The sequence below is a fragment of the Ruegeria sp. S263 genome, from assembly GCF_056780525.1.
Genome location: NZ_JBQUVJ010000003.1, coordinates 574,484 through 589,800, shown reverse-complemented (window position 1 = coordinate 589,800; position 15,317 = coordinate 574,484). Strand labels below are relative to the sequence as shown.

Genomic DNA, 15,317 nt, shown 5'->3' with positions numbered 1-15,317 from the left:
TCAACAGCTTTGTGAAAATTTTTGGTACTGATGAAATTTTTTTCATACATTGTTTATAGGAGTGCCGTCACAATTAAGGCTGGCTCCAACCCACGTAAAACGTCAGGGATCAACAATGCTCTAATGAAAAATATTTCATAAGACGTACTAAATTCAAATATCCTTTAACCCGCCAATCCCTTTTTTGCACGCTCGGTCGAATATCGCTCGGCGACGCGCAGTTGGATCTGCGCCAAAAGTGCCGCACGAGGTATTTGGGAGGATAACTATGAACAGATTATTGGCGTCGGCTTTCGGACTAACACTGGCGACTCTTGCGGCGACGTCTTCCTCTGCCGCTGAAGAATGTGAGGGATTGAATTTCGTTTTCTTTCCCGGAGGTCCAGAAGGAGGAACCTTTGCGTTTGTGGTGTATAACGGAGCTGTCATGGCCTCAGAGCACACTGGATGCGATGTCGGGCCTGTCCGCAGTCTTCCTGCAGTCCGAAGTCACCTATTTCTGGCCCACCGGCGACGGCTTCCTGTTGCCCGCGTTGGCGGCGGTGTTTATCGGAGGCACGTCGGTCTTTGGCGGGCGTGGTTCGATGTATGGCACCTTCGTAGGCATCCTGATCATCGGATCGCTTGAGGCCGGTATCGTCGCAATGCGCGTGCAGGGCTTCTATACCCAACTGATCTATGGTCTTACGATCACGATCGCTGTCTCGATCTATGCGCTGGTTATGAAAAAGTGACCTCTTTTCCAGTACAGCCCCGAGATACGGAAGTCCCCATATGGCTGCCAAGACGAAGATAACCGGCTCGGGATAGCAACCAGCCCAGCAGGAATCCATACAACCACGATCGTTGCAGCCGAGAAGTTGGCGCAACTTCTGGAACCAAACGCGCTGGTAGTGGTTTTGGGGTCTGCCAATCTCGCCAATTGGGTTCGGGATCAAGGCTTCGTTGTTTCTGACGAAGATGTTTCTGCCTTTCTCGCGCGAATTGATCCTGGTTTCAGCTATGAAAAGTGTCCAGGGCGCAATCCGCTACTTTACGAGGCGCACTCTTTATCGGCACCAATCCGGACACGATGGCTCCATAGGAAACCGGAGTTGTGCCCGGCACAGTTTCATTGTTACAGGCAATTGAAACGGCCTCTGGTGTATCACCAATCAAAGTTGAAAAACCCGAGCCTTTCTTACTCAATTGCGCGCTGGAAACCCTGGGAACTGAAAAGCAGTCTACTATTACGATTGGCTATCAAATGTCGACTGACGTCGCATCGGCGCAAGCAGCCGGGCCAGTCACCGCGAAAACGCCAATACGACAATTCCAATGGCAACGGTGATCGCCGCAAAAAGTCGATTGGATTTAGGCCCTTCGCCAAACCACATAACGCCGATTATGGCGGCGAAGACTACAGAACTCTCGCGCAGTGCGGAAACCATGCCCAAAGGTGCAAACGTCTTGGCATATAATACAAGACCATACGCCAGCCCCGATATTACCCCGCCAGTGAGACCAGCCCAAACGAAGTTTCTGGGCATGGCTACAAGTCTTTGCCAACGAGTCGTAAAGACAAAGAAGGCAACGAATATTTCTGCAACAAACAGTAACGCGATATAGCCCAGCGTGTTTTCGGACAATCTTATGCCTATTCCATCAACAATTGAATAAGACGCAATCATCAGCCCGGTGCCGAGCGCTGCCGCTATTGCGATCCAATTGGTGTGTTTACCCAATCCGGCAAGAGCCAGAAATCCAATACCCACAGAAATACAAAGAATCCCGATCCACGCCCCGATCGAAAGAAACTCATTTGCGAAAAAGATCGCGCCCAGTGCAACCAGGATCGGTGTTATTCCGCGTGAGATCGGATAGACCACCGACAAGTCGCCATGCTTGTAGGCGGCGTTCAAAAACCAATAATACCCCCAGTGGATAAGGGTTGAGGCGACGATAAACGGAACCGCTGCCCAGACCGGCTAGCCCAGAAAAGGCAGTGCAAACAATGCCGGAATAGCGTGACCCAGCGACACCAACCCCAGAACGATGGCTTTGTCAGGTGCGCCTTTGACGATTGCGTTCCAGGACGCGTGAAGAATTGCCGCAGTCAAAACGATCAGCACAATCGAGAGAGTCAAGCTTGCGCCTTTATCGCCGCAATGACGGTATCCAGCGCGCGATCCAGATCATCCCGCGAAATGGTCAGCGGCGGAGAAAGCGTCAGCACGCAGCCTTGACTGATCTTGAAGCTTACACCGCCGTTCAGACAATCATAATAGATGCGTTCGGCACTGGCATCGTCTGCCTCGCGGGTGCTGCGGCTTTTGACGATCTCGACCCCGAACATCAGGCCACGGCCCCGGATATCCCCTACGATCTCAACCTGAGCCAGTTCGGATTCCAGCCGCCCCATCGCGTGGGCCCCCAGTTCGGAGGACCGGTCGACTAGACCTTCATCTTCTATGATCTGGATCGTGGTCAAAGCGGCGCGCGCCGTGACCTGGTTTTTTTCATGCGTGTAATGCCCGATCGCAAAATCTCCGCACACGTCCAGATCGCGGCGGGCGATGCAGGCGGCAATGGGCAAGATGCCTCCGCCAAGGGCTTTGCCAAGGGTCACGATGTCGGGCACGATCTCATCATGTTCGAAGGCGAACATCTTACCGGTCTTGCCCAGGCCAGTCGGAATCTCATCCATGATCAGCAACGCGCCATGCCGATTGCAGGCCTCGCGCACCGATTTCCAGAATCCCGCCGGGGGCACATAAGGCACCGCACGCATGGGTTCCGCGATCACGGCGGCAACATCGCCTTCGCGTTCCAAGGCGAATTCAACCATCTTGGCACAGGCCAGACCGCAGGTTTCAGGCCCGGCGTGGTTATACGGACAGCGATAGCAGGCGAAGGGTGCGACGTGCTCGGCCCCCGGCATCAGAGGGCCTGCGATATGGCTGCGAAACGTGGCCTCTCCGCCGACTGAAGCCGCACCAAAACCTGCGCCGTGAAAAGCATCCCAAAAGCTGACGGTCTTGAACCGGCCCGTCGCAGCACGCGCGATTTTCAGCGCCACCTCATTGGCGTCCGATCCGCCGGTTGTGAACAGGGTTTTGCCCAGATCACTGGGCGCGATCTCGGCCAGCTTCTCAGCCAGTTCCACCGCAGGATCATTGGTAAAGCGACGCGGGGCAAAGGGCAGGTCATCCAACTGTGCCTTGATCGCCTTGATCAGACGCGGATGACCATAGCCGATGTGATGGACCGAGTTGCCATGGAAATCCATGTACCGGCGGCCATCCAAATCTTCGATCCAGATACCTTCTGCCTTGGCGATGGTGCCAACGCAGGGGCTGGACAGACTTTGATGCAAAAACGCATCCGAGTCCCGTTTCAGCAACGGCGCGGACCGAGGGCCAATCGACGACTTTAACCAAGACCTACGCGCATCCGAGGTGTTGGACTCACCTTCAGTGTGGGTAATGCTGACTGACATATGGTCCTCGATTCTGGCTCGCATCCGGTGAAGTCAAATGCGCGAGGCCCCGTTTGGGGCCCCGCGAGCTGGGGAGAAATTCTGGTTTCTCTTATTCCCTCACCTTGGCCACGGCAGCGAATAGGTTTTGACGTTGGTGAAGAACTTCATCGCTTCGATCACGCCTTCTTTCACGCCGTTGCCGCTGTCCTTAATGCCGCCGAAGGGGGACATTTCGATGCGGTAGCCGGGTTGTTCCCAGATATTGCAGGTGCCAACGTCGAGGCCGTTGATATAGGCAATCGCACGGTTCAGGTCGTTGGTGCAGACGCCAGACGACAAGCCGAACTCGGTCGAGTTCGAGATCGCCATCACCTGATCATCATCGTCGGGTACGCGGACGATGGGAATGATGGGGCCGAAGGTTTCCTCCATCACCAGCTCGCTGTCATGGGGCACTTTATCGACCACGATGGGCGGCAGCAGCGCGCCCTGACGACCGGGGTGATAAAGGATTTCAGCACCCTCTTTTTCGGCCATGTAGACGCGGTTCTCAAACAGTTCCGCCGCCTTGTCATGGATCACGCAGCCCAGCTCAGTCTCGGGGTCCTGGGGGTCGCCGAACTTGATCTTCTTGGCCTTTTCCAACACCAGCGGAACAAACTTGTCCGCCACACTGTCCTGAACCAGAATGCGCTTGATCGCGGTGCAGCGCTGGCCCGAATTGCCGGTGGCACCGGCCACGGCAATGGTCGCGGCCTTGTCCAGATCGGCATCGGTCAAATCGTTCAGCACGATCAGGGGATCATTACCCCCCAATTCCAGCGCCTGGCGTTTGTAGACCGCCTTGGCCGCGATCATCTTGCCGACCGGAACCCCGCCGGTGAAGGTGATGATGTCGATCTTGTCATTGGTGATCATCTCGTCACCGATATCCTGCGGCCAGCCGGTGACCACCTGGAACATCTCGGGCGGCAGACCGGCCTCATACAAGATGTCAGCCAATGTCAGACAGGTCATCGGCGTCAGTTCAGTCGGTTTGCAGACCATACAGTTGTTGGTGGCAATCGATGGCGCGATCTTGTGACTGACCATATTCAGCGGGTGGTTAAAGGGCGTGATCGCACTGATCGCGCCTACGGGTTCGCGGGTAGTGAAGATCTTGCGATCCTTGCCATTGTGGGTCAGGTCGCACGAGAAGATCTCGCCATCATCCTTCAGCGCCTCGGCGGCGGCGAACTGATAGACATCCTGCGCGCGTTTGGTCTCGTAGATCGCGTGCTGGTGGCAAATGCCCAACTCCAGCACCAGCCATTTGGCGAGGTATTCGCGCCGTTCGCCGATCAACTCTCCGGCGCGTTGCAGGATCTGACTGCGTTCGTACCGGGTGAGCTTGGATTCGTAATTCGCCGCAATCTCGAACGCCTTGCGGGCGTGCTCGGCCTTGCCCGCAGGGACATGGCCGATCACTTCGTTGGTGTAAGGATAGAGAACGGGCACCGTCTCGTCGGTAAAGACGATCTCGCCGCCGATGCGCATCCCCTCATTTCTGATCTCGGTCATCGGTTGATCTTTCATGGCTTACTGGGCCGCCGCTGTCGTGGCGTAGAAAAACGCATCAAAGTTGCGCAGATCGGGCGCGTTGCCTAGATCAATCACGCGATTGACGATGAAGGGCACTTCCTGCTCGGTCAAGCCACCATGACTGCGCAGCGGCTCGCCCAGGGCCGCCAGATCGTGCCGGTCCGCCGAGGTGCCGATGGTCATCCCTCCGGTGCAGACCATAGTCAGATCCCCGATGCGGTCGGCGGGCAGTTCGTATTTGGCAACCGCCTCTTCCTTGGTCAGTACTTCCATCATCTCAGGAAGAGCAGCCACGTTGGCCTTGACCTCTGCACGGTCGGCACCTTCGGGCAGGTAGACCGTGGCAAACGATCCCAACGCACCGTGATGGACCACATACGGATCGGTGATCGGCAGGATTACACGGGCCTTGCCCTCACCCAGCCAGTCGTCAAACACGTCCTGCATATAGATGACCGACGGCTCTTTCGAGGTCGGTTCGTGCTTGGCCTTCATGCCGTGGTCGGCGGTTACAACAATGGCGGCACCCATTTCGTCCAACTGCGCCAGATACTTGTCAAACATGGCGTAGAAATCCAGCGCACCCTGCTCTTCCGGGGCGAACTTGTGCTGCACATAGTCGGTGGTCGACAGGTACATCACGTCCGGGCGCATCTCTTTGAGCAGCTTCACACCGGCGGCAAAGACAAATTCCGACAACTCGGCGGAATACACTTCCGGAACCGGCATCCCCAGCCAAGCGCTGGCATTGTCGATGCCGTGTTCTGCATTGGTGGTCTCACCCGAGCGTTCAGCCGAGAAGGCAACAGCGCGGTCTTCGTCAAACTTCAGGCCAGCCCCCAGCAGCGCGCGCAGCTTGTCCTTGGCGGTGACCATTGCGACGCGATAACCCGCCTCATAAAACTGCGAGAAGATGGTTGGCGCACGCAAGAAGCGCACATCGTTCATCATCACCTCTTCACCAGTTTCCGGGTCATAAAGGAAGTTGCCGCAAATCCCATGCACGATGGGCGGGCAACCGGTGGCGATCGACAGGTTGTTGGGGTTGGTGAAGGACGGGATCACCGAATGCGCCAGCCGGTCGGTGCCGGTTTCACGGATACGCTTGAGCGTCGGCATCAGCCCTTTGGCGATGGCTACATCCAGATATTCCGGCTCGCACCCGTCCAGACAGATGGCAATGGCAGGGACTTTGGGGGCCGGGTAAACGCGCTCATTCGCCGTCACGGGGGTTTGAATAGTCATTTAGGGGTGTCCTTGTTTCTTATGCAGCCAACTTGGCGCGTTCTTTAAGTGCGAGTGCCGGAGGAGCCGCGCTGGCGACCCCCATCTCGGCCAGAGTTTCCTTGGCAGCAGCAACAACCTGCCGCATAACTTGCTCGTCCATCTGCCCGATGCAGCCGACGCGGAAACTGTCCACAACCGTCAACTTGCCCGGATAGATGATAAAGCCTTTGTCCTTCATCAGATCGTAGAAGCGCGAGAACACGAACTTTTCGTCCGCGGGGCAGAAAAACGTCACAATGATCGGGCTTAGCCAGCGGTTCTGAAGCAGCGTCTCGAACCCAAGCTCGCGCATACCTGCAACCATCACGTCGCGGTTTTTCGCGTAACGCGCACCGCGTCCTGCAACACCACCTTCGGCCTCGTGCGCCCTAAGTGCTTCGAGGAAGGCGGCAACCACGTGGGTCGGCGGAGTAAACCGCCACTGGCCGGTCTTTTCCATATGCGCCCATTGCGCATGTACATCCAGCGACAGCGAGTGGCTGTTGCCCTTTGCGACCTCCAACTCATCCTTCCGGGCGATGATAAAGCCAAAGCCAGGCACGCCTTCGATGCATTTGTTAGCCGAGGACACCATCGCCTCATACCGGATTTCTGACGGCTTCAGTTCAATAGCGCCAAAGGCAGACATCGAATCGATCAGCAGCTTCCGGCCCGCCGCATAGACCGCCTCGGAAATCTCTTCGACCGGGTTCAGAATGCCCGAGGAAGTCTCGCAATGGATCGCGACCACGTGGGTGATAGCCGGATCGTTGGCGAGGATTTCGGCCACTTCCGAACCGCGCGGAGGCAGGTAATCGCCCTTGTCTAGAACCAGATGATCACGTCCGAGGTATTCCAGCGTCTGCGCCGAGCGCTGGCCATAAGCCCCGTTCGCAAGAACCAGTGTCTTGCTTTCCCGCGGGATGAACGATGCCAACATCGCCTCAACGGAAAAACTGCCACTGCCTTGCATCGGCACACAATCATAGGCGTCACCGCCTTCGCCAAGCAAGGCAAGCAACCGGGTGCGCATGTCACGAGTCATGGCGCGGAAATCATCATCCCAGCTCCCCCAATCGCGCAGCATCGCTTGTTTTACAGCATAAGATGTCGTCAATGGACCTGGCGTCAGAAGAAATGGTTCGCCCAGTTTCGGCGACGGGATTTTTGGATCTGATTGGATCATTTTGGCGCTCCGGGAGGTCATCTTAGGACTACATTTGCATCACGAATTTCCATATGTAAAATCGCTAAAATCAATCTGATCATAGGTAGAACTTATGGAAAATCAGGAAGGGAAAAATGCGACATAGCCAGCTGAGAGCGTTTCATTATGTGGCCTTGCACGGTGGGTTTTCCCGTGCAGCCGAAGTCCTGTTTCTGACCCAGCCGGCTGTTTCGGAACAGGTACGCAGGTTGGAGCAGGAACACGACCTGTTGCTGTTTCAACGTGAACGCAAACGCGTTTTTCTAACGCCTCAGGGCGAACGTTTGTTCCGATACACCAAACAGTACTTTGAGATTGAGACTCAGATCGAAGATTACCTGTCTGAATCCAAGGCCGCTGTAGAAGGCGAGCTTCGCATCATCGCGGACTCGGCACACCATCTAACCGATTTCCTTGGGCCTTTCCGGGCCGCATTTCCTTTGATCAAGCTTACTGTGAGATCTGGCAACACCAACGAAGTCCTGGACGAGCTTAGGGCCTATAACGCCGAAATCGGTATCGTCGGCAGCCCCTCTCCTGGCAATGACATGACGCTTTTGAATTTGGGTGAGTCGAGCATCATAGCCTTCGCTAACCGTGAATTGTTACCAAAGGCCACGACCAGTTTAAGATTCAACGAGCTGGACACTTTGCCATTGGTGTTTCGAGAAAGCGGCTCAAAAACTCGCCAGAAACTGGAAGAAGAAGCTGAAAGAAGAAAGACGAAACTAAATCCGGCTATTGTGGCCGAAGGACGCGAGGCGGTACGCGAACTGGTCGCATCTGGCGCCGGGATCGGATTTGTCTCCCAAGCCGAATTTGGCCGCGATGATCGCCTCAGGCAGATTGAACTCAAGGACGTGGACCTGCGTATGGGTGAAAGTATGATCTACCTCTCACAACGCCAAGAGGTCAAAGTCATCCGCACGTTTATGGATTTCGTCAAGCGCGTACAGGCGACAAAGCCAACCTCTGAAGCGGTGTAAGCAGCCCCGGAGGTTGGAAAATCTGGCCCGGGCTCAGCGGCTGCGCCAGGCTTGAGTGCGGCTCAGAATGCCTTTTGATGCAATCAGGTGCAGGATTCGGGCCGCCGCGTTGGTGTAGAAGATCATCATTCCCATTGCGGCAGCAGGTGCGATATCTCCCGCATCATCCATATTCAGCACCGCAATTGAGGCCAGCGTCGTCTTGGGCGAATACAGGAACACCACCGCCGACACCGTCGTCATCGCGTTGACGAACAGATAGATCGAGATATCCAGGATCGCAGGCAGACATACCGGCACCGTCACCCGCGCGAACAGCTTCATAGTTGGCTGCTTGAGCGAAGCCGAAACAGATTCAAACTCTGTATCCATCTGCTTGAGAGCAGTCACCGCCGTCAGGTGCGACACGGTATAAAAGTGGGTTACCGAGCAGATTACAAGGATGGCCATCGTACCGTAGATCGCGTTTAGCGGGTTCGAGGGGTTGTTGAAGAAGAAGATATAAGCCAGACCCAGCACCATTCCGGGGATCGCCATCGGCAACATGGCAAACATCTGGAACAGCGCCCGCCCGGTTTTGAAGCCGTTTGACTTTTCCACCAGATAAGCACCGAAGAAAATGATCGAGGTGCCGATCACCGCCGTCAACAGCGCCATCTTGATCGAGTTGAAGTACGACCCCCAGCCACCGCCATCCATCTTGTCGAACTGATAGTTGTTCAGGCTCAGGCTCAGGTCATATGGCCAGAACTTGATCAGCGCGGCGAATTGGCAAACCGCCAGCATTCCAACGATAAACAGGGCAACCATGCTGCAATAGATCAGCATGATGCGATCGGTTTTCGGGTTGGGTTTCGGCCGATACGGCACCGAACGCGCCGACAGCAGCGCCACCTGTTTCGACTGCACCAGACGGTCGATGGCAAATGCCAGAATAGCCGGAACCACCAGAACAACCGAGACGACAGCGCCCATTTCAAAGTTTTGTTGGCCGATCACCTGCTTGTAGATATCCACTGCCAGAACGTTGAACTGACCACCGATTACCTTCGGCAGGCCAAAGTCGGTGATCACAAGGTTGAACACAACAAAAGCCGCCGAGATCAGGCCATAGCGCGCACCCGGAATGGTCACGGTCCAGAAGGTACGCCAAGGGGTTGAGCGAAGACTCGACGCGGCCTCATATAGTCGAGCGTCTGAGATTGCCAAAGCCGTCGATATGATCAGGAAAGCATGTGGGAAAGTGAAGAAGACCGAGCCGATGACGATGCCGATGGGGCCGTAGATACTTGCCCCAAACAACAGCTCTTTCAGCATCCCCTGATTGCCAAACAGATAAACCAGTGCGATGCCAGGCAACAGCGAGGGAACAAGGATCGGAGCCATGGCGACCAGCCGGAACATGCCCTTGAACCGCATACAGCTGCGGTTCAGCGCATAGGCAAACCAAAAGGCCAGCGTGACGGTTATGATCGTGCTTACGATCGCAATCCATATCGAGTTCTTGACCGAGTTGAACAACGCCGGCGTCGAGAAATAGTTGGCGAAGTTTTCTATACCAGTCGCTTTTACCGGGCGCAGTTGCACGCGCCGGAAGGTATTCGAATCAAGCTCGACCCAGTCTGTGCCTTTCTGCAGGTTCGACCCGATCAGGAACCGACCATCGGGCACCGTGTTTCGGATTTTATACATCACCGGGCTACGGAAACTGAAATCGGGGAAGAATAGCGTAACCGACAGCCGCCCGTCAGAGCCGGTCGAAAGTTCCTGATCGGTATAGGCCCCGGTTTCCGTATTCAATTGGGTGCCGTTCAGGATGGTTCCACTGAACACACCGTTGTCGTCACTTACCTGAAACTCGTATTGCGACAGCTCTATCCGATAGGTCGAGAACGACTTGGACAGCATCGCCCAAAGCGGAAACGCCAGCGTCACGACCAGGTACAGGGCGATGACCATCATGCCACCGCGCATGATGAGGTCGTCGCGGCTCAGCTTGCCCTTGATCAGCGGGCCAGCGGGGAGAGAGGTGGTGTCAGTCATCAGCCCTCCTCTGCCGGCGTGAAGGCCATCAGACGGTTGCGGGGCAGTTCGATCATCATCTGCTCGCCCGCTTCAAGACCCAGACGACGGACCGCATTGATCGAGAAGTCACCGATCAGCTCCTTCGCACCGAAAGTCTGATGCGACAGGCGGCAGCGCCAGAACGAACCGAGGAACTCCATTTCAGTGATCAACACCTCAAACGCATTTTCTGGCGTTGTGATGACGTCCGGCGCGTCCGGTGAACGCGCGCCTTCGCCATGCGGAATGATATCCTCGGGGCGAACGGCCGCGACGATCCGGTTGCCTTTCTGCAGGCTGTGCGGCTCGCATTTCAGTATTGAACCGCCCAATTCCAACGTCTCGGCATCGCCCGCGACGGCGGGTAGCTGGTTCATTTCACCAATAAAATCGGCCACGAACAGGTTGGCTGGGTGGCGGTAGATCTCGGTCGGAGTGCCAACCTGCTCGATCACGCCATGGTTCATGACAACGATCCGGTCAGCCATGGCCAGCGCCTCTTCCTGGTCGTGTGTCACCATCACGGTGGTCACGCCCAGCTTACGCTGCAGTTCCTTGATCTCGTGCCGCAAATGTACACGGACCTTGGCATCAAGCGCCGACAGCGGCTCATCCAACAGCAACAGACCAGGATTGGTGGCAATGGCGCGCGCAAGCGCAATCCGCTGTTGCTGTCCACCCGAAAGCTGGGCTGGGTATTTGCTGCCCTGATCCGGCAGACCCACGAGGTTCAGCAGTTCAGCCACGCGCACTGCAATTTCTGATTTGCTGCGGCCAGTGTTTTCTAGCCCAAATGCAATGTTCTTTTCGATCGTCAGGTTCGGAAACAGCGCGTAGGACTGGAACACAATGCCAAAATCGCGCTCGGACGGGGGCAGGTTCGAGACATCCTTGCCATCCTGCATCACAGTACCCTTGGTTTGCAGGTCCAGACCTGCGATCGCGCGCAGCAGGGTTGTCTTGCCGCAACCGGAAGGGCCCAGAAAACAGATGAATTCGCCTTCGTTGATGTCCAGCGAGATATCCCGGAGGGCCAGAAATTCGCCAAACGCTTTCCAGAGGTCTTGGATACTCAGATAGAGATCACCGGGAGAGGTTTTCTTGAGCACGGGGAGTGGTCCTTGAGCTTTGCGCAGCAGCCATGACGCAAGAATGGCCAGAAATTCGCCGCGTCGGTCATATGAATTATTAGGGGAGGCGTATCCAGCGGACGGAGGGGCATTAAGCCCCTCCGGCTTGAGTGGTTATTCTTTGGGCTCGGACTTACCATCATAGCGCGACTGCCATTCTTTCAGGATAGCGGCGCGATTATTGGCTGCGAACTCAAAGTCATTCTCGATCATCGCGTCCAACAAACCGTCGGGGAAGTGTTCAACCGGTTTGGCAACGCCCGGCATTGCGACAACAGCATAGCCCACGTTGTACATTTCGTTGGCTTCTTTGGTGACCGAGAAATCAACAAGTTTCTGTGCTGCTTCCTGATTGGCCGTCCCGGCAACAATCGCGGTCGCTTCCATATCCCAGCCAACGCCTTCGCTTGGCACGATGATTTCCAGTGGCGCGCCCGCGGCCTTGGATTTGGCACCGCGGAACGCAAACGAAATCCCGATCGGAATCTCACCGGCGGCGGCCAGCTTGCACGGCTTTGAACCAGAGTGGTTATAACGCGCAATGTTCCCATGCAGCGCGTCCATGTATTCCCAGCCACCTTCTTCACCGAACAACTGCAACCAGCTTGAAACGTCGAGGAATCCGGTCCCAGACGAGTTCGGGTTCGGCATGATGACATGACCCTGATACTGTGCGTCGGTCAGATCTTTCCACGATGTCGGCGGCGTCAGGCCCGCCTTTTCGGCCTCGACCGTATTGTAGCAGACCGAGGCGACCCAAGCGTCCATACCCACCCAACTGGGAACATCGCCGCTGTCGACGAATTTGGGATCCAGCTTTTCTACTGACCTGAGCCCAGCGATCCGGGCGGGAGATTCAACTCAATAGACGACGATGGTGACGCTCGTTTCGGCTCAGAAGCCCGGTGGATGGTCGACACTCATGCGACAATTGCCAGCCACGAAAAACGGGCGACTCTTGCCGCCCGTTTAATCTTCACACGTCGATCTTTTCTGCGATACTCAGCGCGTCTTCCAATTCAACGCCAAGATATCGAACTGTGCTGTCAACCTTGGTATGGCCAAGCAAGAGCTGCACCGCGCGTAGATTGCCCGTTTTCCGGTAGATCAGTGCCGCTTTTGTGCGTCTCAGCGAATGCGTGCCGTAACCGTTTGGCTCCAAACCAATCGCCGACACCCAATTGCGGACCAAACGCGCGTACTGTCGCGTCGATATATGCCGCCTTTCGTGGAAGCGGCTTGGGAAAAGGAAATTGCGTCCGAGCATCTCCGGGCGACATATCCAGGTCCAGATGGACTGGCGGGTATTTTCCGAAACCTCGAATTTGACTGGCCGCTTTGTTTTGCTCTGGACAACTGTCACGCGTTCGCGGACACGATCACCAGCAACAAGATCGGCTACGTTCAAACGAACGAGATCGCAGCCTCGCAGCTTGCTATCGATCGCAAGATTGAAGAGTGCCAAGTCCCTGAGATTGTCCGAGAGTTCAAGCCGGGCGCGGATGGCCCAGAACTGCTTCGCGAGAAGCGGGCGTTTCTGGACTATATGGCGACCTTTGTTCCACGGCGGGCGCTTCGGTGAGATGGCAGGAAGTTTAATACTGGACATCGTTTGTCCTCCATCCTTCCCTCCCTCTCCAGGCACCGACACCGTGTCGACCAACTGAATCTATCAGGGAGCTAAAGACAGGTTTCATCAGAGTACTCGACGTTCGTTAGCAGTGCAGCGTATGACCGCCTTGAGCCCAAAGTTACCAGGTGCTGCGTTGCACATAAGGCGGCACTCATTTACACAACCCCGCTTTTCAACCACGTAGAGTAGAGAACTAGTGGGACCGTTCTCACAACTCCGGTTGCTCAAAAACATAGAGCCGCGATTTTTTGGTATCGTCTGTCAGGATATAGAGAAGCCCCCTAGTCTCATCGAGAGCGATCCCTTCGGGATGTTTAACTTCCTTTTGTTTACCATCTTCTATGAACGTCAAGCTGATAGTCTTTGCGGACTTGGACTCTGGATTGTAGACGAAGATTTGACGCCCTTTATCACTCAGAATCCAAAGTAGACCTGAGGTCGCTGACCAAGCCAAACCGCTTACATCCATTTCATCGTCCTTTACGCGATCAGACATAAAACCAGATTCGCGATCCAAAGGGATGATTTCATCAATCTCAGTTAGCTCTGAGGACAATACCAACAACAGCCGGGGCTGTCCTTCGATAACCACGAAAACTCGCCCGGTGTCCGGATCGACGGTGATGCCCTCAGGTCCCTTGTTCAAAGGATTGCCGACGAGTAATTCAGCGGCGGTCGGGTAACCTTTAAGAGATGCGAGAGGTATTGTCGTCAGTTGAATGGGGTCAGTTGGGTGAACGACTAGGATTGATCGGTCAGTTTCTTGAAGCACCAAAACAGACCCATCCTTTCGAGGTGCAACACCCTCCAAATCTGATCCTGCCAATGCTGGCAACCTGAAAGAGTTTCCTAATACTCCGTCGGCTCCGAGTAGGTGCAGTTTAGGTTCGGCGTCACTTACAGACCACAAGAAACCTTCAGCGTTAGACATTGCCAAACCGGAAGGCTCTGAAAATCCCTCTGAATTGTCTGCCACCTTGAATTTATCGACCAGAACCAAACCAGCACTTTCGGCGTAGGCAAAATCGGTCCAAGGCAAGAAGGCTGCCGCAACCAAGCTGGCCGCAAAAGCGAGTCGTCTAAGTTTGCAGAAACACCGTGAAATTTCAGCTTTTGACGAAAACACTCTGTTTTCTGTCATTGGATTCTCTCGCGCTTGGACCATATCCCTGTATCAGCGTTCGTATCACAATCCGGATACGATGTCCGAGGAATGCACTGTAATCTCTTTACCTGATCCCGCCTGTTGCGATTGAATTGAATAGGGCACGATGTGCCTTTTGTGAAGCGTAAGCCTTTGGCGTGAGCAGGAAGGAAGACAAGTTGAATACGACCCTCACATTTGTGACCGTGTTGTTGATGCTGCTGTTGCCAGGTGCTGCGGTGTCACAAGTCGACCCTGCGACGATGCTGGCCGGGGCTTCGGGGTCGGAAATCGTTATCGAACGCCGGTGGACGCAGTTTCGTGGCAAACAGGAACTGTATTTCTTTACTCTCGATGTGATCGTTACGATCGTTCTGGCTGGCTTGATCGTCTATCATCCGGTGAGACGTAAAGCCCGTAGAAGTGTCAGCGATATCGTCATGCCGCGACTGTTCTTCCTTTATGCGCTTGTCGGCATGGCGGTTGGGTTTCTGGTAGTTCAGCACGGTTCAATGATCGGTTTCGTTATCTTTGGCATCGGCGCGTTGCTCAGGTTCCGCTCCAATCTCGATGATCCGGTGGACACTGTCGAAATGATAATCGTGACCGTTCTTGGTCTTGCGGTCGGTCTGGGCTTGCCGCTGATGGCCACACTGGTGGCGGTTGTATGTTGGTGTTTCATTTGGCTTGGTGGAAGAAACAAGGGTGTAGAGATTTCCCTCAAGGCCTCAGACGAAGAGCACTCGTTGAATGTCAGCGGCGCCATTGAAACTATGGCCGCAAACGCTGGATGGAAGCTGGTCAGAAAACACTGAGCAGCCTCAACTGACTGGTCCAAGTTGATTG

14 protein-coding genes and 1 pseudogene are annotated in these 15,317 nt (G+C 55.3%); 4 read left to right on the top strand and 11 right to left on the bottom strand.

The window, feature by feature from the left end:
* Positions 1 to 398: 398 nt before the first annotated feature.
* Positions 399 to 734, top strand: a complete 336-nt coding sequence (locus ACT2B1_RS21380) for a hypothetical protein (RefSeq protein WP_481669140.1) — start codon at positions 399 to 401, stop codon at positions 732 to 734.
* Between the two features lie 362 nt (positions 735 to 1,096).
* Positions 1,097 to 1,330: an HAD hydrolase-like protein gene (locus tag ACT2B1_RS21375; RefSeq protein ID WP_171124772.1), complete on the top strand. Its 234-nt coding sequence runs from the start codon at positions 1,097 to 1,099 to the stop codon at positions 1,328 to 1,330.
* Here the strand turns inward: ACT2B1_RS21375 and ACT2B1_RS21370 are convergent.
* From ACT2B1_RS21370 to ACT2B1_RS21345, 6 genes are all read right to left on the bottom strand, one after another.
* Positions 1,287 to 1,901, bottom strand: coding sequence for an EamA family transporter (locus ACT2B1_RS21370; protein ID WP_481669139.1), 615 nt, complete (start codon positions 1,899 to 1,901; stop codon positions 1,287 to 1,289). The genes ACT2B1_RS21375 and ACT2B1_RS21370 overlap by 44 nt on opposite strands.
* A 66-nt stretch (positions 1,902 to 1,967) precedes the next feature.
* On the bottom strand, positions 1,968 to 2,126 hold the full coding sequence (locus tag ACT2B1_RS21365; RefSeq protein WP_481669138.1) for a hypothetical protein: 159 nt from the start codon (positions 2,124 to 2,126) through the stop codon (positions 1,968 to 1,970).
* A complete protein-coding gene (gene pbfA, locus ACT2B1_RS21360) occupies positions 2,123 to 3,478 on the bottom strand; it encodes a (R)-1-hydroxy-2-aminoethylphosphonate ammonia-lyase (protein WP_481669137.1) in 1,356 nt (451 codons plus the stop codon). Before pbfA ends, ACT2B1_RS21365 begins: the two co-directional genes overlap by 4 nt.
* A gap of 99 nt (positions 3,479 to 3,577) precedes the next feature.
* Positions 3,578 to 5,020: a phosphonoacetaldehyde dehydrogenase gene (gene phnY, locus ACT2B1_RS21355; RefSeq protein ID WP_254449275.1), complete on the bottom strand. Its 1,443-nt coding sequence runs from the start codon at positions 5,018 to 5,020 to the stop codon at positions 3,578 to 3,580.
* Between the two features lie 18 nt (positions 5,021 to 5,038).
* Positions 5,039 to 6,286: a phosphonoacetate hydrolase gene (phnA, locus tag ACT2B1_RS21350; RefSeq protein ID WP_481669136.1), complete on the bottom strand. Its 1,248-nt coding sequence runs from the start codon at positions 6,284 to 6,286 to the stop codon at positions 5,039 to 5,041.
* Between the two features lie 19 nt (positions 6,287 to 6,305).
* Positions 6,306 to 7,493, bottom strand: coding sequence for a 2-aminoethylphosphonate--pyruvate transaminase (locus tag ACT2B1_RS21345; protein WP_481669135.1), 1,188 nt, complete (start codon positions 7,491 to 7,493; stop codon positions 6,306 to 6,308).
* A 116-nt stretch (positions 7,494 to 7,609) separates the two neighbouring features.
* Here ACT2B1_RS21345 and ACT2B1_RS21340 point away from each other — a divergent pair, with 116 nt between their 5' ends.
* On the top strand, positions 7,610 to 8,500 hold the full coding sequence (locus ACT2B1_RS21340) for a LysR substrate-binding domain-containing protein (protein WP_171126969.1): 891 nt from the start codon (positions 7,610 to 7,612) through the stop codon (positions 8,498 to 8,500).
* A 33-nt stretch (positions 8,501 to 8,533) separates the two neighbouring features.
* On the opposite strand, the gene ACT2B1_RS21335 is transcribed toward ACT2B1_RS21340, so the two are convergent.
* The 5 genes and pseudogenes from ACT2B1_RS21335 to ACT2B1_RS21315 all read right to left on the bottom strand — a co-directional run bounded on the left by ACT2B1_RS21335 (position 8,534) and on the right by ACT2B1_RS21315 (position 14,468).
* Positions 8,534 to 10,543 (bottom strand): putative 2-aminoethylphosphonate ABC transporter permease subunit, encoded by a 2,010-nt coding sequence (locus ACT2B1_RS21335; RefSeq protein WP_481669134.1) that lies wholly within the window; start codon positions 10,541 to 10,543, stop codon positions 8,534 to 8,536.
* Entirely contained in the window at positions 10,543 to 11,673 is a 1,131-nt protein-coding gene (locus ACT2B1_RS21330) for a putative 2-aminoethylphosphonate ABC transporter ATP-binding protein (protein ID WP_371808269.1), read from the bottom strand. Before ACT2B1_RS21330 ends, ACT2B1_RS21335 begins: the two co-directional genes overlap by 1 nt.
* Before the next feature lie 135 nt (positions 11,674 to 11,808).
* Positions 11,809 to 12,525: pseudogene (locus ACT2B1_RS21325) on the bottom strand (extracellular solute-binding protein); the annotation flags it as partial.
* A gap of 145 nt (positions 12,526 to 12,670) precedes the next feature.
* On the bottom strand, positions 12,671 to 13,303 hold the full coding sequence (locus ACT2B1_RS21320; RefSeq protein WP_481669133.1) for a tyrosine-type recombinase/integrase: 633 nt from the start codon (positions 13,301 to 13,303) through the stop codon (positions 12,671 to 12,673).
* A gap of 232 nt (positions 13,304 to 13,535) precedes the next feature.
* On the bottom strand, positions 13,536 to 14,468 hold the full coding sequence (locus ACT2B1_RS21315; RefSeq protein ID WP_481669132.1) for an SdiA-regulated domain-containing protein: 933 nt from the start codon (positions 14,466 to 14,468) through the stop codon (positions 13,536 to 13,538).
* Positions 14,469 to 14,650: 182 nt separating this feature from the next.
* Between ACT2B1_RS21315 and ACT2B1_RS21310 the strand changes: the two genes are divergently transcribed.
* Entirely contained in the window at positions 14,651 to 15,286 is a 636-nt protein-coding gene (locus ACT2B1_RS21310) for a DUF4956 domain-containing protein (RefSeq protein ID WP_481669131.1), read from the top strand.
* Positions 15,287 to 15,317: the final 31 nt, after the last annotated feature.

Excerpts from the sequence above, each read along its gene's own strand:
- pbfA (WP_481669137.1), bottom strand. The coding sequence starts at position 3,478 with ATGTCAGTCAGCATTACCCACACTGAAGGTGAGTCCAACACCTCGGAT.
- phnY (WP_254449275.1), bottom strand. The coding sequence starts at position 5,020 with ATGACCGAGATCAGAAATGAGGGGATGCGCATCGGCGGCGAGATCGTC.
- phnA (WP_481669136.1), bottom strand. The coding sequence starts at position 6,286 with ATGACTATTCAAACCCCCGTGACGGCGAATGAGCGCGTTTACCCGGCC.
- ACT2B1_RS21345 (WP_481669135.1), bottom strand. The coding sequence starts at position 7,493 with ATGATCCAATCAGATCCAAAAATCCCGTCGCCGAAACTGGGCGAACCA.
- ACT2B1_RS21340 (WP_171126969.1), top strand. The coding sequence starts at position 7,610 with ATGCGACATAGCCAGCTGAGAGCGTTTCATTATGTGGCCTTGCACGGT.
- ACT2B1_RS21335 (WP_481669134.1), bottom strand. The coding sequence starts at position 10,543 with ATGACTGACACCACCTCTCTCCCCGCTGGCCCGCTGATCAAGGGCAAG.
- ACT2B1_RS21320 (WP_481669133.1), bottom strand. The coding sequence starts at position 13,303 with ATGTCCAGTATTAAACTTCCTGCCATCTCACCGAAGCGCCCGCCGTGG.
- ACT2B1_RS21315 (WP_481669132.1), bottom strand. The coding sequence starts at position 14,468 with ATGACAGAAAACAGAGTGTTTTCGTCAAAAGCTGAAATTTCACGGTGT.